Source organism: Chryseobacterium indologenes (assembly GCF_001295265.1).
Lineage (GTDB): Bacteria > Bacteroidota > Bacteroidia > Flavobacteriales > Weeksellaceae > Chryseobacterium > Chryseobacterium indologenes_A.
This window is the reverse complement of record NZ_LJOD01000013.1, coordinates 20,686-40,652: the sequence shown is the minus strand read 5'-3', so window position 1 is coordinate 40,652 and position 19,967 is coordinate 20,686. Positions and strand designations below refer to the sequence as shown.

Here is a 19,967-nt window from a genome sequence, read left to right as displayed (position 1 = left end):
TTTATGTATTGTTTTAAAAAACTAATTATGAAACAACTACTCCTTTAAATGTAAGTGTTTTGGGAGTTTTGCTGTCGCTTGTTGTTACATTTACGTTTTTGATAAATGGACCTGCTGCTGCTGCATTGTAGCTTGCTTCTACAAACCCTTTTTTTCCCGGAGCAATAGGTGTTTTAGTATAATCTGCTGTTGTACATCCGCATGAAGGTGCCACATTCTCAATAATGATTGGTTTTGAAGTGGTATTGGTAAATTCAAATCTGATAAGTTTTGGTTTTCCCTGAGGGATATTTCCTACATCAATAGATTCTGATTTCCATTTAATTGCATCTGCGATCATTTTCACCACAGCAGGGTTTTCTGCTGCTGATATATTAGCATAAAACGGGGAGAAGGCAAAAACAGCCAGAAGTGCAGAGATTGTTAATTTTTTCATGAATATAAATTTTATAGTTAAAAGATCAAAGGAACTCTTTATTTCCTCTTTGGTTAACAAATATAAAGCAGAAAACGGACAGAAGTTGTTAACTGCTATCAAACATTTGTTAACGAGTTGTTAATGATAAAAGAAATATAGATATTTTTAAATAATATTGTTTTCAGAAAAATGGAAATAAAAAGGCTCAATATTATTATAACACTCGGGTTTGTTGCTATTATCGGTATTTTGACAGCCCAGCTTCTCTGGACCCGCCAGGCTTATAACCTTGAAGATAAAAAATTCAACCAAAAAGTAAATATTGCCTTACTGGAAGTAGTGGAAAAATTATCCGGAGGTAAGACATCTTTCACTGAAAACCCGGTACAGAATATTGCCAACGATTATTATGTAGTTAATATTAACAATGAATTTCACCCTGTAGTTCTTGAGCATTATCTGAAAACAGAATTCACCCGCTTTCAGATCAATACAGATTATGTATATGCTTTATACAATTGTCATAGCGACAAAATGATTTATGGAAAATATATTCCTAAAAATCAGGAAAGCTCCAATAATAAAAGGATTAATTTTCCAAAGCATAAGAATCTGACCTATTATTTTTCCATACGGTTTCCCGATAAGACCACTTATCTGATCAGCTCGTTGAGGTTTTGGTATTTACTTACGTTTGCTCTCATCATCATTCTTCTGGTATATGTTTATTCCATTTATACCATTATTCAGCAGAAAAAATTCTCTGAGCTTCAGCGTGATTTTATTAACAATATGACCCACGAGTTCAAAACTCCGCTTTCATCCATTCTTCTGGCTTCAGAAGCACTTAATAAGCATGATACCATACAGGAAAATTCAAAGCTCCGGACGTATACTTCCATTATCATTAACCAAAGTTACAAGCTCAACAGCCATATTGAAAAAATATTGAATATTGCCAGAACTGATACTTCAGGATTGTCATTAAAGCTTCAGAAGATTATGCTGCTTCCGTTTATTCAGGAAATTGCAGCTACCCTGATGCAGAAAAATGAAAACCTCAGCATTCATATAGATATTGAAAGCAATGCCTCTGTGATGGCCGATGAATTTCACTTTACCAACATTCTATATAACCTTTTAGACAACTCAGTCAAGTATTGTGAAACACATCCTGAGATAATCATTTCATCTCATAAAGACTCAAAAGGTTTATATTTAAAGTTTAAAGATAACGGAATGGGCATCCCTGCTAAAAATATTCCTCATATTTTTGATAAGTTTTACAGGGTAAATACCCAAAAGAGTGATGAGGTTACTGGTTTCGGATTAGGATTATTTTATGTAAAGAAAATCGTCCAGCAGCATGGCTGGAAAATTTCAGTGGAAAACAATGCAGATCACGGGATTACCATCACAATCTTTTTCCCGTTTTAAATTAATAATGGAGAAGTAATGGAGAAATCTAAAATTTTATATGCCGAAGACGACAAAACAATAGCTTTTCTGATTCAGGACAGCCTGGAAGGCTATTATGACATCCATTGCTGCCCGGACGGCAAATCTGCACTTGAAGCATTTAACCGTCAGAGTTTTGATATCTGTCTTCTGGATATTATGATGCCTGAACTTAATGGATTCGAGCTTGCCCAGTATATCCGCAGCAAGAACTCTGATATTCCTATTATTTTTATTTCTGCAAAAGCTTTAAAGGAAGACAGGATCAAAGGTCTTAAGATTGGTGCTGATGATTACCTGGTTAAGCCATTCAGCATTGAGGAATTAATCCTGAAAATTGAAGTTTTCCTGAAACGTACCAAGAAAACTGATCATTTTCCCCTGAAATACAAGGTTGGAAAATTCGATTTTGACCCCAGAAACTATACTTTACAGAATCATGAAGAGAGTATTGCCCTTACCCAAAGGGAATCTGAACTGCTGCTGTATTTTATCCGCCACAAAAATACAGTTGTCAAGAGACAGGATATCCTGAAAGCTATCTGGGGAGACGATGATTATTTTATGGGGCGGAGCCTGGACGTATTTATTTCCAGATTGCGGAAGGTACTTGCCGGAGAACAAAATATCCTGATTGAAAACCTCCACGGAATAGGGTTCCGCTTTTCCGAAACAATATAAGAAAAGACGTACTGAAACATAGGTTAACCTCAACCCGGGATAAGAATTAAGCTGGGAAATTATGGAGACTACGTTTATATTTGATACAATGGCTTTCATCCGAAGTCAGGCAGATTATTAAGCTGTCGATCATTATCACACCTTCATTTCGAGCCATCTGCCCTAATATTAAAACAGTTATTCTCTGATTTTTTAATTAATTTTAATCTCAGAAAATTCAGCATTAATGAAAAATCACGGAACCACTCCATCTGTTTTTATATTTCTTATATTCTTCAGTGTAAGCCTTTCCGCTCAAAAATTTGAAAAATTAATCCAATATGTCAACCCGTTAATCGGTACTGAAAAAATGGGGCATACCTATCCCGGGGCTACCGTTCCTTTCGGAGCTGTACAGCTGAGCCCGGAAACAGATTCCATCTCTTATGAACTTAATGGTAAATACAACGGAGAGGTTTATAAATATTGTGCAGGATACCGTTATGAAGATAAAACCATTACGGGATTCAGCTCTACTCACTTCAGCGGAACAGGGCATTCCGATCTTGGAGATTTCCTGATTATGCCAACTGTCGGAAAGCTACAGCTAAACCCGGGTACTGCCACCCATCCTGAAAACGGATACAGAAGCAGATTTTCCCACCAGAATGAAAAAGCAGAGGCCGGATATTACAGAGTAAAACTGGATGATTATAATATTCTGGCAGAATTAACGGCATCTTCCAGAACCGGAGTTCACCGGTATACTTTCCCACAATCTGATCAGGCACATATCATCTTAGATCTTACCGCCGGAATTTATAATTATGAGGGTAAAAATATCTGGACCTATGTACGGATAGAAAATGACGGAACTGTGACTGGTTACCGCCAGACCAACGGCTGGGCAAGAACAAGAACGGTTTATTTTGCTATGAAGTTTTCTAAACCCTTCAAATCTTACGGACAGAAAAACTATGATGGACAGCAGTCTTACAGAGGATTCTGGAGAAAGTTTGACCAGACAAAGAATTTCCCGGAGATTGCAGGCAAAAATCTGAAAATATATTTTGATTTTGATACCAGAGAACAGGAAGCAATTGAAATAAAGCTGGCCATTTCACCCGTCAGCCAAAACAACGCTCTGGAAAATCTGGAAAAGGAAACAGGTACATTATCCTTCGATCAGGTAAAAGCAAAAGCCCAGGAAGAATGGAATAAAGAACTGAATAAAATAATTATCAAAGGCTCTGATACCGAAAAAGTTAACTTTTATACAGCCTTATATCATACTTTTATCAGTCCTACTACCTATATGGATATCAATGGAGAATACAAAGGACTGGATCAGAATATCCATAAAGCGGAAGATTTTATCCATTATACCACATTTTCAATCTGGGATACTTACCGGGCTCTTCATCCTTTATTCAATATTATCCAGCCCAAACGGAATAATGATATGGTTAAATCCATGATGGCCCATTATCAGCAGTTCTCCATGAAAATGCTTCCGATATGGTCACATTATGCCAATGACAACTGGTGTATGAGCGGATATCACAGCGTAAGCGTTGTTGCAGATGCCATTATCAAAGGAAATTATAACGGTGACCCCAAAGAAGCTTTGAAAGCCTGTGTTGCCACTGCCGGCAAAAGAGAGTATGAAGGAATAGGATATTATATTGACAGGGGATATATTCCTGACGAAAAGAACGGAACATCGGTTTCCAATACATTAGAGTATGCATATGATGACTGGGCCATTGCACAGCTGGCAAAACATTTGGGGGAAACAGAAATCTATAATGAGTTCATCAGGCGGTCTGAGAACTGGAAAAATAATTTTGATTCTAAGATCGGTTTTATGAGGCCCCGGCTGGCAGACGGAAGTTTTAAAAAAGATTTTGATGTATTAAGCACCCACGGACAGGGCTTTATTGAAGGAAATTCATGGAACTACAGTTTCTTTGTCCCGCAAAACCCTGATGAACTGATCAATGCGATGGGAGGAAAGAAAAAATTTGCATCCAAACTGGATGAATTGTTCACCATGCATCTTCCTGATGAGTTTTTTGCAGATACAGAAGATATTACCCGCGAAGGAATTATCGGCGGTTATGTTCACGGCAATGAGCCTGCTCACCATGTAGCTTACCTGTATAACCGGGCCGGGCAACCATGGAAAACGCAGGCTCAGATCAGGCGAATCCTTGAAATGCAGTACAAAGCTGCTCCGGACGGCCTTGGAGGGAATGATGATGCAGGGCAGATGAGCGCCTGGTATATTTTAAGTTCTCTTGGCTTTTATCCTGTAGCTCCGGGCTCTGAAGATTATTCAACAGGAAGTCCGGCAGTTGAACATGCAGTGCTTAATCTGGAAAATGGAAAGACTTTTGAAATTGAAGCCGTCAATCAAAGTCCAAAGAATGTATACGTACAGAAAATTCTTTTAAATGGTAAGGAGATCAAAGATTTTACGCTGAAACATTCTGAGATTATGAATGGTGGAAAGCTGATATTCCATATGAGTTCCAAACCCAGAAAGTAAATAGCCTGATAAAATGAAAAGGCAAATCTGCGTATTGTAGATTTGCCTTTTATATTTCTGTCCTTCCGAATTTTATTCCACTTCAAACAGCAGTCTTTCCCCGAATTTTCCTTCCGATATCTTCCCGTTTTCGTAAACAAGATGCCCATTTACAAAGGTATGGGTCACTTTAGAATGTAAATTCATTCCTTCCAGCGGGCTCCAGCCACATTTGTAAAGAAGATTGTCTTTAGCTACCGTCCAGTCTGCATTTAAATCTACCAAAACCAAATCTGCCTTATAACCTTCTTTAATAAATCCTCTTTTTTCAACTCTGAAAAGAATGGCCGGGTTATGGCACATTTTTTCAACGATTTTTTCGAGAGATATTCTGCCATTCCTGTAATTCTCCAGCATTACAGGTAACGAGTGCTGTACCAGAGGTGCTCCGGACGGGCATTTCAAATATTTATTTTGTTTTTCCTCAGCAGTGTGCGGCGCGTGGTCCGTTGCAATTACATCAATTCTTCCATCCAGAAGGGCTTCCCAAAGACCGTCTTTATCCTGTTGGGTCTTTACGGCCGGATTCCATTTGATTAGGCCGCCTTTGGTTTCATAATCTTCATTGGTAAATGTTAAATGATGGACACAGACCTCCGCTGTAATTTTTTTATCCTTTAACGGAATATCATTTCTGAAAAGTGCAGTTTCTTTTGCTGTTGAAAGATGGAAAACATGAAGTCTAGCTCCTGTTTTTTCTGCCAGTTCAATGGCCTTGGAAGATGATTTATAGCAGGCTTCTTCACTCCTGATCAGGTGATGGAATTTCACAGGAATGTCTTCTCCGTATTCATCAATATATTTTTGGGTATTGGCCTTGATGGTTGCTTCATCCTCACAGTGAACAGCAATCAGCATCTTTGTACTGCTGAAAATATTTTCAAGAGTTTCAGGATTATCAACCAGCATATTTCCTGTAGAAGAGCCCAAAAACAATTTAATTCCGGGAACATTTCTCGGGTTTGTTTTTAAAACTTCCTCAAGGTTATCATTGGTTCCTCCCATCATAAAACCGTAGTTGGCATATGCTTTCTGAGACGCAATCTCGTATTTATCTGCCAGTAATTCCTGCGTAACGGCATTAGGTACTGTATTGGGCTGATCGATAAAGCTGGTTACTCCCCCTGCTATCGCTGCTCTGGATTCACTTTCAATATCTCCCTTATGCGTCAGTCCCGGTTCTCTGAAGTGTACCTGATCATCAATAATGCCTGGCAGGAGATATTTTCCTGAGCCCTCAATAATCTGGTCTGCATCTTCTGAAATCTGAGAATCTATTTTGGAGATGAGGTCGTTTTCTATTAAAACATCGCCTTCGAAGATATTACCTTCGTTAACGATTTTTACATTTTTGATAAGGATTTTCATTATACTTTTTAGAAATTAGATGTTATTTTGAAGAGCCTGAAAAGTTTTGATGCTATTACTTCAGAATTATAATTAAAAAAGCAAATATAAATTCCGGCATCTGCTATTCTGTTTCTATAAAAAAACAAAATTAAGATTTATCAATGAATTTAAAGGCGGTCGGTAAAAATCAATTTCTAAATATTTACATTTGCATAAAAATTTCACATTTGTATAAGAAACTTCTTGGACAGACTGCGTTATACGGCTTGACAACAGTGGTCATCCGTTTATTCCCTTTTATCATCAATCCATATATCACAAAATCTTTCGGGCCTGAAGCTTATTCTCCATTTGCGGATTTTTATTCAGTAGCCGGAGTTATTGCTGTACTGTTAACCCACGGAATGGAAACTACGTTCTTCCGTTTTGCATTAGATGAAAAAGATGATAAAAAGCTCATTTCCACAACATTTTTCAGCGTTTTAACAGCTACGTTGGCTTTCCTTATTTTCTCTCTGGGCTTTAGGGAAGAGCTGGCCATTGCCTTTAAAACCCCAACACAGGTAAACCTGCTGACCATTCTGGTCATCGTCCTGTCTTTGGATGCCTTTTGTGCCATGCCTTTTGTATTGTTAAGAAAAAATGAAAGACCTATAAAATATGCTTCTGTAAAGATTGCGAACGGGATTGTTAATTTCCTGCTGGTGATCTTCTTTTTGCAGATATTACCAAGATTCCCCAACGGAATTTTAGGATTGAAATACAGCCCTGAATTTGGAATAGGCTATGTTTTTGTAGCCAACCTGGCAGCAAGTGCTTTAACGTTCATTCTTTTATTCAAAGAAATCTTTATTGCCAAAATCAGATATTTCTCCTGGGAATTATGGAAAAAAATGATGAAATACTCCTGGCCGATTACCATTGCCGGATTAGCAGGGATCATCAACGAGACTTTTGACCGCCAGTTTCTTAAATTCCTTCTTCCTGATGAAATCGGCAGACATGAACTTGGGGTATATGGTGCAGTTGCGAAGATTGTTACTTTTGTTGTTCTCTTCAGACAGGCCTATGTGCTCGGAATTGAGCCTTTCTTTTTCAGCCATTCCAAAAATGAGAATGCAAAAAAAACCTATGCTAAACTTTTAGATGTATTCATTACAGTAAACTGCCTGATTGTTCTTTTTCTTTGCGCCAATTTAGGCTGGATTTCCAAATTTTACCTGAAAAACCCTGAATATTATGAAGGTATTGCCATACTTCCGATATTATTTTTCGCAAGTTTATTTCTGGGAATTTACCTTAATCTTTCCATCTGGTATAAGCTTTCAGACAGGACTGTAGTCGGAGCCTACATTTCAGCAATCGGAGCCGTGATTACTATTGGGGTTAATTATTATTTCATTCCCCGATATGGGTATTGGGCATCTACCTGGGCTACAATAAGCTCTTATTTCGTAATGATGGTTGTTTCCTATATCTGGGGGCAGATAAAATATCCTATTCCTTATAATCTTTACAAAAACCTGGTTGTTATACTGGTTACTATCCTATTCTCGTTGCTAACCTATCAATATTTGGGTGAAAATTATATCCTATCCAACATCCTGTTTATTATTCTGGCCCTTATTTTGATTAAAACACAAAATATTATTCCTCAAGTCTTATTACAGAAATTAAAACTTAAATAAATAGCAAAAACAGGAGAAAGATATAAATCATATCCTGTGGTATATTTTAATTGCTATCTTTAACCATACAAATCAAACTAACTAACATAAAAAACATTCTTAAATAGTTTATGAAAATAATTGTTCCTATGGCTGGACGTGGTTCCAGATTACGTCCACATACCCTTACCGTTCCAAAACCTCTTATTCCTATTGCCGGAAAACCAATTGTTCAGAGATTGGTGGAAGATATTGCCAAAGTAGCAGGAGAACCTATTGAGGAGGTAGCATTTATCATCGGAGATTTCGGTCCCGAGATTGAAAAATCATTAATTCAGATTGCAGAAAAGCTGGGGGCAAAAGGAAGCATATACTATCAGAATGACCCTCTGGGCACTGCTCATGCCATCAAGTGTGCAGAAGCCTCTATGCAGGGAGATGTGGTCATTGCTTTTGCAGATACCCTTTTCCGTGCAGATTTCCAGCTGGATAAAAATTCGGACGGTGTGATCTGGGTGAAAAGTGTAGAAGATCCGTCTGCTTTTGGGGTGGTAAAACTGGACAACTACGGTTTTATTACCGATTTTGTAGAGAAGCCTCAGACTTTTGTTTCTGATCTTGCCATTATCGGAATCTATTATTTCAACAGTGCTGAAAAATTAATGGATGAGATCAACCATATCATTGATAATGATATTAAAAACGGCGGCGAATACCAATTAACCATGGCTTTGGAAAACCTAAGAGCCAAAGGAGCAAAATTCACTTTAGGAAAGGTAAACGACTGGATGGATTGCGGAAATAAAAACGCAACTGTAGAAACCAACAGTAAAATTCTTCAATACGAAAAAGAAGAAATGCTGAACTATCCTGCGTCGGCTGTCATTGAAAATTCTTTGATTATCCAGCCTTGCTTTATCGGAGAAAATGTAAAGATCTCCAACTCGAAAGTAGGTCCCGGTGTTTCGTTAGGAAATAACACCATAATTGTTAACTCCAATATTGAGAACTCCCTGATTCAGGAAAATACAAGAATCAATCACGGAAACCTGTCCAATTCCATGATCGGAAACTCTGCACAGTATTTCGGTGTTGCAAGAGAGATTTCTTTAGGTGATTATTCCGTACTGGATTTTTTATCTAAATAAAGCAAAATTTATTATTCCTCAACAAGATAATCAGGCCACACAAAAGATTTTGTGTGGTTTGGCGTTAATATTGCAAAGTATTCTTTAATTTGAAAGATAAACACATGAAAAACTGTATCCTGATACTTTTAGTACTTCTTACCTTATCATCGTGCAAAACAAGAAATGCCACAAAAAGCAGCAATGGCAACGTGCAGGACAGCACTGTAGTTTCAGAAGACGGCAGAAGATCCAAAGAAGACGGAGAGGCTGTGAGGGATAAATACACTTTTTTTGAGCATGTGATTATCCCCCCAAAATTTGAACAGATTAAAATAAACAGTAAAGTAAACGTGCAGACGGGAAGCTTTATCCCTACCCTTGATGCTACCATTTATATTGAAAATAATAAAAAGGTATGGATGAATCTTCAGGCTCTTTTATTTAATGTAGCCCGCGGAATTGCTACCCCGGAGGGAATTAAAGGCCAGGATAAGACCAGCAGAACTTATATCGATTCTGATTTCGACTATCTGAATAATTTACTGAATGTAAATTTCATTGACTATAAATCCCTGGAAAAAATTCTGATGGGAAGAACTTTTGTCAAAATCAATGATTCAAATTTTACATTAACCCAAAATTCACAAGGGTTTAAAATGGTGTCCAATGCTAATCAGAAAATTGTTACGGATGAAAAAACCAGGGAATATAAAATTGTCCTGCTCTATGATACCAATTATGATTTGCTGAGCGTTAATTTAAAAGATGTACTGTCTTCTGATGAGCTGGAAATTTCTTACAGCAACTGGAATGAATACAACGGAATTCGTCTTCCGAAAAATGTTAAAATAATTATAAAAGGATCAAAATCTAGTCAGATTTTACTGGAAAACACGAAATTTGACTTTTCGAGGATGGAAACACCATATTCTGTACCATCCAGTTACAAGAAAATTGAGATTAAATGATTAGAAAATTTAGCTTTTTAATAGGTATTTTAATGTTCGGACTGCATCAGGGGCAGCAGAACAAAGAACAGCTTCAGAAGCAGAATGCCGAACTTAAAAAACAAATTGCACAAATAAATACAGATTTAGCGAAAACAAGAAGCGAATCTAAACTTTCGGTAGCCTATCTTACCAACGTCAATAAAAAATTATCTTTAAGAGAAAAGGTGTATTCCAATACTCAGAAAGAAAAAAGATTTATTGAAGATGAGATTTATCTGCGCCAGCTGGAAATCAACCGTCAAAACAAAGCATTGGCTGTTCTTAGAAAGAACTACGCCGAGGTTCTTGTAAATGCCTATAAAAACAAAGGAGTACAGAACAAAGTAACCTTCATTCTTTCCGCTAAAAACCTGGGTGAAGCCATCCGAAGAGTACAGTACCTTAAACAGTACTCTGATTATCAGGATAAAAAAGCGGCCGAAATTACAGATGCAGCCAACCAAATCAAAAAATCCATTGCTCAGAAGCAGACCTCCGTTAAGGAAAAAGAAAATCTTCTTGTGAACCAGCAGAAAGACCTGACAACGATTAATGCAGAAAGAGCCCAGAAAGAGCAGCTGGTAGAAGAATTTAAGAAAAACGAATCAAAACTTACGGCTGAGCTTAAACAAAAGCAGGCTCAGAATAAAGTAATTGAAGGACAGATCAGAGCAATTATTGCTGAAGAAATAAGAATAGCAAAAGCTGAAGAAGAGGCCAGAAAGAAAGCTGAGGCTGAAAAAATACGTCTTGCCAAACTTGCTGCCGAAAGAGAAAAAGCAAGAATTGAGGCCGAAGCAAAAGCCAAAGCCGAGGCCCTTGAAAGGGAGAGAAAACTGGCTGAAGCTGAAGCTAAAAAAGCGGCTGATCTGGCTGCTAAAAGAGCTGAAGAAGAGAAAAAACGCAGTGAAGAAGCTGCAAAAGCAGAAGCCAATGCCAGAGATGAAGCCAGGAGGGTTGCTGCTAAAAAAGCCTATGACGAGGCCAATGCCAAAGCCAAAGAAGCAGCCGAAAAGCTAGCCGCTGCTAAAGCCGCTGAAACAGCCCTTGCCAAGAGAAAAGAAGAAGAGAAAAAAGCCGCAGAAACGAAAGCGATGACCAATTATGGTGTATCTGCAGCTCCTGCCGGAAGTAACTTCGCAGAGAGTAAAGGCAGATTAGGATATCCGGCGGACAGAGCCGGACAGATTACCCACCGATTTGGAAGACAACCTCACCCTGTTTTCAAAAATATTACGGAAGAAAACAACGGTGTGAAAATTTCAGTTCCTTCAGGAACACGTGCAAAGTCGGTATATCCGGGATCCGTTTCTTCGGTAATGGCTAACAGTGACGGAACCAAAACCGTTATTGTAAAACACGGAACCTATTTTACAATCTATTCCAACTTGAAAAGCGTAAGTGTGTCCAAAGGACAGCAGGTTTCTGCCGGTACACCAGTAGGTAGTGTTGCTCAGGATTTTGATGGTGCCTATACCCTTGATTTCCAGGTATGGAACGGAAGTACACCAGTTGATCCATTAGGTTGGATTTCATATTAAAAAAAGCGTAACTTTGCAAAAATTTTAAGAGATGAATACACTAACAATACTTGCCTTATCTTGGCAGCACGTTCTGATCGTAGCCATACTTCTGGTTTTACTTTTCGGAGGAAAGAAAATTCCGGAATTAATGAGAGGAGTAGGTTCAGGGATCAAAGAATTTAAAGATGCGGTAAAAGAAGAAGACAAACCTGGTTCGGAAAACAAGACATCTTCTAACCCAAACAATAATTCTTCCAGCAACTAAAAGCCCAGAATTAATGAATTTCACTGAAACTGCATGGAAAGTCTTCAATCAATCTATTGAAGACTATCACGTGTCTGATGACGTTAACACTCTAATTAATAACCCGTTTGAAAAAGACAGTTTGGAACGGATTTTGTATGCAAAGAACTGGATTGATACCGTTCAATGGCATTTAGAAGATATTATTAGAGATGAAAATATCGATCCCGCTGAAGCTCTTCAACTGAAGAGAACAATTGATGCTTCTAACCAGAAAAGAACAGATCTGGTAGAATATATCGACAGCTGGTTCCTTAGAAAGTTTGAAAATATAACTCCTGAACCTGATGCAAAAATCAATACAGAAACTCCCGCTTGGGCAGTAGACAGGCTATCAATTCTTGCATTAAAGGTTTATCACATGTCATTAGAAGCTAATAGAGACTCCGCTTCTGAAGAGCACCGTGCAAACTGCCAGGCTAAACTGGATGTACTGCTTACCCAGAAAGAAGATCTTTCCACTTCTATAGATCAGTTGCTTGCTGATATTGAAAACGGTAAAGTTAAGATGAAAGTATACAAACAAATGAAGATGTATAATGATGAAAGTCTTAACCCAATCCTTTATCAAAAGGGGCAACAGAAATGAAAAAACTATTTTTTTTTGGAGTACTAATCATCATCACTTCCTGTGCAACGGAAAAGCTTAATCTTTCTCCGCTGTCCAATAACTTTTATAGCGAAACTAAAGGCTCTGACTCAGACAGAGGCTCAAAAAAGGCTTTTGATATCAACATCAAAGAAAATGTTAATGCTTCTGAAATCTCAAACCTTATTTCTACTTTTCCAAAGTTTAAAAATGACGGTCTGAATGAAGAGATAACAAGCTTAAAATACAGCCTTCAGAATTATCTGTATGCTATTGACGCTAATAATTTAAACGGGAAAAACAGAGCGATTAAAAGCTTCGAAAAATCATATAAGAAAATTCAAAAACTCAGACAGAATATTGATAAAGATGACAATGAAGTCCTTAACAGGTATCTGGTTCGTCTGAAAACCAACATCTCTGTTATTGAAGATTCTTTGAAAAATTAATAATTAACTGCAGTATTAATGATTAAAATTCAGGCGGAAGCCAATGTTCCTACAGAGCACGGTACTTTCCGAATGATCGCTTTCTCTGAAAACGAAAATGACTGGATGCCTCACATGGCCATCGTAGCAGAAAATACAGATTTTACCCAACCGGTGAACGTACGTTTTCATTCAGAATGCATTACCGGAGAGGTTTTTCACTCAAAAAAATGCGAATGCGGGCAACAGCTGGATGCCGCAATGAAATATATCCACGAAAACGGAGGTATGATTATTTACCTTCGTCAGGAAGGAAGAAACATCGGAATCATCAATAAGCTGAAAGCCTACTCGCTTCAGGAAAAAGGTCTGGATACGGTTCAGGCTAATCTGGAACTGGGACTTCCTGCTGATGACCGAAATTTCGGAGTAGCCATTGAGATTCTTAACCTGTTAGATGTAAAAGATGTCAATCTGCTGACGAACAACCCGGAAAAGGTGAAATATGTAACAGAAAGCAATATACACCTTAATTCACGGATTCCTTTACAGATCCCGGCCAATGAGATAAGCAAAGGCTATCTGAAGACTAAAAAAGATTTCTTCGGACATCTGTTGGATGATAATGATAACTAAATTAAAAACAATATAAGCTTCAGGTTTCTGGAGCTTTTTTTGTGCCCAATCATTTAGAAGAAGAGTAAAGATAATATATTTCTGAATTAGGGTTAGGAGGCCGGAAGATGGAAGAGGGGAAGCTGGAAGTTACTTTTAGTTATAGATACTGAAAACCTCTGTAATCAAATTAGCTAAAAAAGATGCCCATCTATTATTGATGACCTTCAGAACCTCTCTTCATGAGCTTCAAATCAATCTAAGTCAGGGATTCAATTATTTCTGGATTTTTAGTCGTATTAAAGCTCTACAAGAATGACTATTAATCAATATAATTATCAGGTCGCTCCTACGGAGCTCCCCTTGAATAATATATTAAATTCTATGAACGGATTGCTCCTAGGGAGTATGTTGAAAAAAGTTTAAATAACTCCATTTTTTTTCACAAAAATAGAACTATAGCGTCGTTTACTATACTCTCAATCCGGGTTAAATGGTAAGCGATATTTCAAAGATAAATAACAGTATATGATTATATTTTTCTTTCCTGACTAAAAAAATCAAAAGCCTCAGGATTTCTCCTGAGGCTTTTTTAATTATAAAAAACTGAAAAGATATTCTTAATTAATTCACTTTGGTAGTTTTAACCTTAGTTTCGTCCAGATTATAATATTTTACTACAGCATTATAATCGCTTGTATCTACTGATGCTGCATTCTTGCTTGCTGCTGCCGGAACCAGGACAATTCTGAATTTCTGATTATTTAGATAATCTGTCTTTTCATCCGGAGTCATCTGCGTATTAAGATCAAAATTTGGATCATCAATTCGGATCTCTACATTCTGAGAATCAAAAACGAAATTATAATCAAATACTCTGTTGGCCGGCATACCGGTTGCACCTGGTAGATAAACAGATTTCGGAATCTGCTGCCATGCATTACCAGCTGCTCTGTATACTAATACTACATCTGTCTGTTCAATATTGATTCCCTGAGTAAATGCATAGCCATTTCCATTCGTGAATGATCCTGTGATATCTCTCATTCTGGAATAGGTATCCCCATCTCCCACTACATCATCATTATTATCACAACTGTAAACAAATAGCGTTACAAAAGCAAGAAGTAAAAATGGAAGTATTTTTTTCATTTTCATAAAAGTTTAGTTATTATTTATATAGCGTATTCAAATCATATACCAAAAATTTCAAAAACTTTGTTTTTCATCATTTTTTTAATTGTATTTTTGTTCTTAATAGAAAAGATCATGAAGAAATTACTATATACTTCCCTTTTTATTTGTGGATTCATAAGCCCTGCTGCCAAAGCACAGTATCAGCCTAAAAACCTTTCCAAGGACGATCTTAAAAAAGCCCATACCTGGGTAGACAAGACGTACAGATCCCTTTCTCAGGATGAAAAGCTCGGACAGCTGTTTATTGTAGCGTTGTACACCAATAAAGGCGAGGGCTATATTGAGCAGGTAAGAAACATTGTGGTTAATGATAAGATTGGTGGACTGATTCTGATGCAGGACGACGCTGCCAGAGAAATCAGCCTGGTGAATGAATTCCAGCAGAAATCCAAAGTTCCAATGATGATCGGAATGGATGCTGAATGGGGACTATTTCAAAGGATTGCCACGGCTCATAAATTTCCATGGGCAATGACTCTTGGGGCTATTCAGGATAAGAGCCTTATTTACCAGATGTCTGCCAAAATTGCAGAAGACTGCCACAGAATGGGGATCAACTGGGATTTTGCGCCGGTAGTTGATGTGAATACTAACCCTAATAATCCAATTATCGGGAACCGAAGCTTTGGATCGGAAGTAGATAATGTTATCAGCTCTGCCCTATCCTACTCCACTGGTCTTCAGGATAACACCATTCTCGCTGCAATCAAGCATTTTCCGGGGCATGGCGATACCAGCACGGATTCTCATCTTGATCTGCCTGTGGTTTCCCATAATTTAGAAAGACTCAATACGGTTGAACTGGCTCCTTTTAAAGCCTTGATGGATAAAGGAATCGGAGGGGTGATGGTAGCTCACCTGTATGTCCCTGGCTTAGAATCCGGAAAAGGTATTCCTGCCTCTGTTTCTAAAAATATCATTACCGGAGTACTGAAAGATAAATTAGGCTATAAAGGCCTGATCATTACCGATGCACTAAATATGGGCGCTGTTGCCAATAAATATAAACCCGGTGAACTTGATGCCTTAGCTTTTAAAGCAGGAAATGATATCATGTTATTCTCGCAGGGAGTCTCCGAAGGTAAAAAACTGATACAAAAAGCTATTGATAACCGCGAAATTCCGCAATCCAGAGTTGAAGAAAGTGTAAAGAAAATTTTATTGACGAAATATTTTCTCGGGCTCGATAAATACACTCCTAAAAATCCGGAAAATATCAACAGCGACCTGAATAATGATTCCCACAAAACCCTTGTACAGAATCTTTATGCCAATGCCCTGACTTTATTAAAAGACGACAAAAAATTACTTCCTGTTACAGGAAAACAGGTATATTACGTTCCTTTGGAAGAAGCCCCGTATCAGACTTTCGCCAATCAGCTTGGGTCTGATGTTGTGATCAAAAAAGCCAGTGAAATCAGTACGATTCCTGCTGGTTCAACAGTAATCGCTGGTTTTCATAAAGATAATTCAACGGCTTATAAACCTTATAAGATTTCAGCAGAATCAAAGAAAATACTTGCTGATCTTACCAAAAAACAAAACGTTATTTTAAATGTGTTCGGAAGTGCCTACGCTCTGAAAGACATTGATATTTCAAATGTATCTACCGTTCTTGTATCTTATGAAAACAATGACGATTCAATGACAGCTGCGGCCAATGCGCTGAATGGAAAAACAAAAATCTGGGGCAGACTACCTGTTCACGTTAACGATCAGCTTAAAGCGGGCATGGGTATAGATCTTAATGCCAGTGTGAACACAACCGTTTCATCAACATCAAAACAACAATAATCTAATGAAAATAGGCATACTTTGCTATCCCACCTACGGAGGAAGCGGAATTGTAGCAACAGAACTCGGAATGTCTCTTGCTAATAAAGGCTATGAAGTACATTTCATCAGCTCGGCGCTTCCTGCAAGATTAGACATTACCAATCCCAATATATTCTTTCACAGGGTAAATGTTCAGACCTATCCGCTTTTCCAGTATCAGCCTTATGATATTGCCTTAAGCTCAATGATCTACCGTGTTGTGAATCTTTATAAACTGGATCTCCTTCATGCTCATTATGCTATTCCTTATGCATATGCTGCCTTTACAGCCAAACAGATGCTGAAGGAAGACTGTAACGATATTCCTCTGGTGACCACTCTTCACGGAACAGATATTACACTGGTAGGGCAGCACCCGAGCTATAAACATGCAGTGGAATTCTCCATTAATCAGTCAGATGCCATTACTTCGGTTTCTGAAAGTCTGAAAAAAGACACCCTGCAGTTTTTCAATATTAAAAAAGAGATTCAGGTTATTACCAATTTTATTGATAATTCTGAATTTGATGACTGTTCGGAATGCCAGCGGACCCAATTTGCCAATCCTGATGAAAAAATCCTGATTCACGTTTCCAATTTACGTCCGGTAAAACGTGTGGAAGAGGTACTACAGATCTTCAAAAACGTAGAGAAAAAGGTAAAATCAAAGCTGATTATCATTGGTGAAGGTCCGGATATGGAAAAAGTAAATCAGTTCCTGGAAGAAAATCCGGAGTTGATTTCTAAGATCCGTCTTTTAGGCAAAGTGAACGATCTTTATAAAATTTTACAGCTTTCCGATGTCTTTCTTCTTCCTTCCGAGCAGGAAAGCTTCGGTCTTGCGGCCCTGGAAGCGATGGCAGCCTATACCCCTGTAATCAGTTCCAATGCCGGAGGAATTCCGGAAGTGAACATCCAGGGAGAAACCGGATTCCTTGCTGAAATTGGTAATGTGGAAGCAATGAGCAATTATACAATCAAGCTCCTGAGCAATGATGAACTTTTAACACAGATGAAGCAGAATGCCAAAGATCAGGCCATCAAGTTTGACCTGAAAAACATTCTTCCGATCTATGAGGAAATGTACAGAACAACCATAGAAAATTTTAAAAAGGAAACCGTTGCAGGAATAAACTGACCATACGGCCAACAATTATAAAATAATGAATATCTCCTGTGGAAACGGGAGATTTTTTTACATCCCAGCCCACAGCATTTGTATATTTTCATTCAAAACTGCCGCCAGTGAAACAGCAAACTGGAAAATAAGATTTGAAAAACTTTCTATACAGTCTTTTATACGCAGTCAGTAAACCCATACTATTCAGACCGGAAGAATACGATTTTGGAATGTTTTTTTTTGGAGTATTTAAAATTGATGACGATTGGTATACTTCTCTATTCCTACCCGTACTTTATATCTTTAAATTGTATTCAGAAAACTGTTTAAGTCCTGTCCTTTTTCTAAACCCATTTTCGATTTTATTTTGGTCTTATATACCCTTACACTTCCTGAGGTAATATTTTCAAGCAAAGAAACCTCTTTTGACGAAAGATTCAGTTTAAAATAAACACATAGTTTAAGTTCCTGTTCCGTAAGGGAGGGAAATTGATTAGAAAGCTTATTCATAAAAAGCTTGTTTTCTAATGTACTTTCATTAATGAGATTATCATTTTTCTTATCTATCTGAATTAAACTGTTTATTTTGAACTGCAGATCCTTTAAAGTTTCATCTATGTTGGTGTTTTTTGTTCTCCTGATTTTTTTAAGATTCTCAAGAAATGCTTTTTCGGTTTCTATTTTCAGATTAAGGTTAAGATTAAGATTTCTGTTTTTTTCTTTATGAAGCTGAACATCCTGTTCCAAAAGCTTTTTATTATCTTCCAGCTCGAGCTTTTGATTTTCCAGAAGCACTTTTTCTTCTTTATTTTTTTTCCTTATATCAATGATTTTCCAGATTGAAAACGCGACAGTGAGTAAGATCAGGATCAAAAGTATCCCGATTTTATTTTTATTATCGGAAATTTTATCATCATATTCCTGGCGTGTCTTTTTTAGCACATATTTGTATAACGAATTAGAGGACTTTTGCAGCCTTTCTTCCGAAATAGAATAATATTCATGCTGTAAAGATTCCAGCCTTTTTGAAATTAATTTTAAATTGTGAAGATCATTATTATCCGCATAGTAATCCCGGAAAACTTCATTGGTAACAATTTTATAGTCTATGGATTTTATTTGGGGCTCTAAGCTGATCAGGAAATTAATGATTGAGTCATATTGGTCTTTTTGTCCAGTAATGCTATAAATGCTAATCAAACGTTGAGAAGAAATCACAGCATCATTATAGCAATTATTTTTTTTACAATATTCCAATTCTGTGATTAGTAATTTTTCAGCCTTCGGGTAATCTTTTTTTTCTATAAGATAAGAGGCAAGATTACCGCTGAAAAATTGAATATGATATCTGTCTTCAGAATCAGGGTTTTTCTTTTTCTTTAGAATATCAATTCCTTTCTGCAGCTTTTCAATCGCTAAATCTATATTATTGGTCTCTTTATACACCATTCCCAAGTTGCTGTACATAGAGGCAATATACAGGGTATCACTTTCTTTTCCTCTCCTTATGTAATATTCCATAGCCTTATTAAAATATAGCCGGGCCTTATTATACTCTTTTTTGTCGTAATACAATTTCCCTTTCAGGTGGTACATATGGGGTAAAAAATACATTTTACCTGTCTTTTCATCATCCTCTATGGCGCTGTCCAGAAATTGCATGGACTGATCAGGTGAAGTATTCACAAATTTATAGGCCAGGCTAAAATTACAGGCTATTGTTATAAAATTGTATTTCCCATTATTTAAACCCAGGAGCTCGTAAGCCTTAGGAACCTGTTCTATTTCAATATCGCCCTGATAATTAAAAAGGTCGCAATATTTACTACTGATCAGGTAAAGACGATCACCACTCTTTTTATATTTTTCAAGTTCTCTGTTGACTATTTTCATGATTTTCTGAGGTTTATTCCCGGCAGCCGAAACCTCATCGTGAATTTTATAAAGGTAATTATCACCATCATGTCGGGATGTATTGCAGGAAGCCAGCAGAATAAAGAAAATTGCCAACAAAGCAATAAACTTGATTACAGGAGAATAATTTGAGTTCATATAATTTTCAAAAATACAAAGTAAAAGTTACGTTATTCTTTTCATATTCCATAATTAACACA

17 protein-coding genes are annotated in these 19,967 nt (G+C 37.3%); 13 read left to right on the top strand and 4 right to left on the bottom strand.

The genetic code is table 11. From position 1 onward, the window contains the following. Positions 1 to 25: 25 nt before the first annotated feature. The gene (locus tag AOB46_RS17155) at positions 26 to 436 is read right to left on the bottom strand and encodes a DUF1573 domain-containing protein (RefSeq protein WP_062701627.1); all 411 of its coding nucleotides are present in this window, start codon (positions 434 to 436) and stop codon (positions 26 to 28) included. A gap of 171 nt (positions 437 to 607) precedes the next feature. On the opposite strand from AOB46_RS17155, the gene AOB46_RS17150 reads away from it, so the two are divergent. From AOB46_RS17150 to AOB46_RS17140, 3 genes are all read left to right on the top strand, one after another. Then, positions 608 to 1,855 carry a sensor histidine kinase gene (locus tag AOB46_RS17150; RefSeq protein ID WP_062701625.1) on the top strand — a complete coding sequence of 416 codons (1,248 nt, stop codon included), beginning with the start codon at positions 608 to 610 and terminating at the stop codon, positions 1,853 to 1,855. An 18-nt stretch (positions 1,856 to 1,873) separates the two neighbouring features. Next, positions 1,874 to 2,557 (top strand): response regulator transcription factor, encoded by a 684-nt coding sequence (locus AOB46_RS17145; RefSeq protein WP_062701623.1) that lies wholly within the window; start codon positions 1,874 to 1,876, stop codon positions 2,555 to 2,557. Positions 2,558 to 2,783: 226 nt separating this feature from the next. After that, a complete protein-coding gene (locus AOB46_RS17140; protein ID WP_082377208.1) occupies positions 2,784 to 5,087 on the top strand; it encodes a GH92 family glycosyl hydrolase in 2,304 nt (767 codons plus the stop codon). Between the two features lie 72 nt (positions 5,088 to 5,159). On the opposite strand, the gene AOB46_RS17135 is transcribed toward AOB46_RS17140, so the two are convergent. Beyond that, on the bottom strand, positions 5,160 to 6,494 hold the full coding sequence (locus tag AOB46_RS17135; RefSeq protein ID WP_062701621.1) for a dihydroorotase: 1,335 nt from the start codon (positions 6,492 to 6,494) through the stop codon (positions 5,160 to 5,162). A 209-nt stretch (positions 6,495 to 6,703) separates the two neighbouring features. On the opposite strand from AOB46_RS17135, the gene AOB46_RS17130 reads away from it, so the two are divergent. From AOB46_RS17130 to ribA, 8 genes are all read left to right on the top strand, one after another. Continuing rightward, positions 6,704 to 8,164, top strand: coding sequence for a lipopolysaccharide biosynthesis protein (locus tag AOB46_RS17130; RefSeq protein ID WP_062701619.1), 1,461 nt, complete (start codon positions 6,704 to 6,706; stop codon positions 8,162 to 8,164). Between the two features lie 110 nt (positions 8,165 to 8,274). Further along, on the top strand, positions 8,275 to 9,291 hold the full coding sequence (locus AOB46_RS17125; protein ID WP_062701617.1) for a sugar phosphate nucleotidyltransferase: 1,017 nt from the start codon (positions 8,275 to 8,277) through the stop codon (positions 9,289 to 9,291). Positions 9,292 to 9,395: 104 nt separating this feature from the next. Then, entirely contained in the window at positions 9,396 to 10,241 is an 846-nt protein-coding gene (locus AOB46_RS17120; RefSeq protein WP_062701614.1) for a DUF4292 domain-containing protein, read from the top strand. After that, positions 10,238 to 11,803 carry a murein hydrolase activator EnvC family protein gene (locus AOB46_RS17115; protein WP_062701612.1) on the top strand — a complete coding sequence of 522 codons (1,566 nt, stop codon included), beginning with the start codon at positions 10,238 to 10,240 and terminating at the stop codon, positions 11,801 to 11,803. Before AOB46_RS17120 ends, AOB46_RS17115 begins: the two co-directional genes overlap by 4 nt. A gap of 31 nt (positions 11,804 to 11,834) precedes the next feature. Continuing rightward, a complete protein-coding gene (locus AOB46_RS17110; protein WP_062701611.1) occupies positions 11,835 to 12,050 on the top strand; it encodes a twin-arginine translocase TatA/TatE family subunit in 216 nt (71 codons plus the stop codon). A gap of 13 nt (positions 12,051 to 12,063) precedes the next feature. After that, a complete protein-coding gene (locus tag AOB46_RS17105; RefSeq protein WP_062701609.1) occupies positions 12,064 to 12,678 on the top strand; it encodes a DUF4254 domain-containing protein in 615 nt (204 codons plus the stop codon). Next, positions 12,675 to 13,127 (top strand): hypothetical protein, encoded by a 453-nt coding sequence (locus tag AOB46_RS17100; RefSeq protein ID WP_062701606.1) that lies wholly within the window; start codon positions 12,675 to 12,677, stop codon positions 13,125 to 13,127. The genes AOB46_RS17105 and AOB46_RS17100 overlap by 4 nt, the downstream gene beginning before the upstream one ends. Before the next feature lie 18 nt (positions 13,128 to 13,145). Beyond that, positions 13,146 to 13,742, top strand: coding sequence for a GTP cyclohydrolase II (gene ribA / locus AOB46_RS17095; protein ID WP_062701604.1), 597 nt, complete (start codon positions 13,146 to 13,148; stop codon positions 13,740 to 13,742). Positions 13,743 to 14,345: 603 nt separating this feature from the next. Here the strand turns inward: ribA and AOB46_RS17090 are convergent. Beyond that, on the bottom strand, positions 14,346 to 14,873 hold the full coding sequence (locus AOB46_RS17090) for a hypothetical protein (protein WP_131724408.1): 528 nt from the start codon (positions 14,871 to 14,873) through the stop codon (positions 14,346 to 14,348). Between the two features lie 117 nt (positions 14,874 to 14,990). On the opposite strand from AOB46_RS17090, the gene AOB46_RS17085 reads away from it, so the two are divergent. Together AOB46_RS17085 and bshA are read left to right on the top strand one after the other, a co-directional pair. Next, positions 14,991 to 16,712, top strand: coding sequence for a glycoside hydrolase family 3 protein (locus AOB46_RS17085; RefSeq protein ID WP_062701600.1), 1,722 nt, complete (start codon positions 14,991 to 14,993; stop codon positions 16,710 to 16,712). Between the two features lie 4 nt (positions 16,713 to 16,716). Next, on the top strand, positions 16,717 to 17,871 hold the full coding sequence (gene bshA, locus AOB46_RS17080) for an N-acetyl-alpha-D-glucosaminyl L-malate synthase BshA (protein ID WP_062701598.1): 1,155 nt from the start codon (positions 16,717 to 16,719) through the stop codon (positions 17,869 to 17,871). A 285-nt stretch (positions 17,872 to 18,156) separates the two neighbouring features. On the opposite strand, the gene AOB46_RS17075 is transcribed toward bshA, so the two are convergent. Then, a complete protein-coding gene (locus tag AOB46_RS17075; RefSeq protein ID WP_062701596.1) occupies positions 18,157 to 19,905 on the bottom strand; it encodes a tetratricopeptide repeat protein in 1,749 nt (582 codons plus the stop codon). Positions 19,906 to 19,967: the final 62 nt, after the last annotated feature.

Bases quoted from the DNA above. Each gene is read 5' to 3' on its own strand.
- AOB46_RS17120 (WP_062701614.1), top strand. From the start codon at position 9,396: ATGAAAAACTGTATCCTGATACTTTTAGTACTTCTTACCTTATCATCG.
- AOB46_RS17135 (WP_062701621.1), bottom strand. From the start codon at position 6,494: ATGAAAATCCTTATCAAAAATGTAAAAATCGTTAACGAAGGTAATATC.
- AOB46_RS17125 (WP_062701617.1), top strand. From the start codon at position 8,275: ATGAAAATAATTGTTCCTATGGCTGGACGTGGTTCCAGATTACGTCCA.
- AOB46_RS17140 (WP_082377208.1), top strand. From the start codon at position 2,784: ATGAAAAATCACGGAACCACTCCATCTGTTTTTATATTTCTTATATTC.
- AOB46_RS17085 (WP_062701600.1), top strand. From the start codon at position 14,991: ATGAAGAAATTACTATATACTTCCCTTTTTATTTGTGGATTCATAAGC.
- AOB46_RS17115 (WP_062701612.1), top strand. From the start codon at position 10,238: ATGATTAGAAAATTTAGCTTTTTAATAGGTATTTTAATGTTCGGACTG.
- AOB46_RS17145 (WP_062701623.1), top strand. From the start codon at position 1,874: ATGGAGAAATCTAAAATTTTATATGCCGAAGACGACAAAACAATAGCT.
- AOB46_RS17150 (WP_062701625.1), top strand. From the start codon at position 608: ATGGAAATAAAAAGGCTCAATATTATTATAACACTCGGGTTTGTTGCT.
- AOB46_RS17090 (WP_131724408.1), bottom strand. From the start codon at position 14,873: ATGAAAAAAATACTTCCATTTTTACTTCTTGCTTTTGTAACGCTATTT.
- AOB46_RS17100 (WP_062701606.1), top strand. From the start codon at position 12,675: ATGAAAAAACTATTTTTTTTTGGAGTACTAATCATCATCACTTCCTGT.
- AOB46_RS17155 (WP_062701627.1), bottom strand. From the start codon at position 436: ATGAAAAAATTAACAATCTCTGCACTTCTGGCTGTTTTTGCCTTCTCC.
- AOB46_RS17110 (WP_062701611.1), top strand. From the start codon at position 11,835: ATGAATACACTAACAATACTTGCCTTATCTTGGCAGCACGTTCTGATC.
- bshA (WP_062701598.1), top strand. From the start codon at position 16,717: ATGAAAATAGGCATACTTTGCTATCCCACCTACGGAGGAAGCGGAATT.
- AOB46_RS17075 (WP_062701596.1), bottom strand. From the start codon at position 19,905: ATGAACTCAAATTATTCTCCTGTAATCAAGTTTATTGCTTTGTTGGCA.
- AOB46_RS17105 (WP_062701609.1), top strand. From the start codon at position 12,064: ATGAATTTCACTGAAACTGCATGGAAAGTCTTCAATCAATCTATTGAA.
- ribA (WP_062701604.1), top strand. From the start codon at position 13,146: ATGATTAAAATTCAGGCGGAAGCCAATGTTCCTACAGAGCACGGTACT.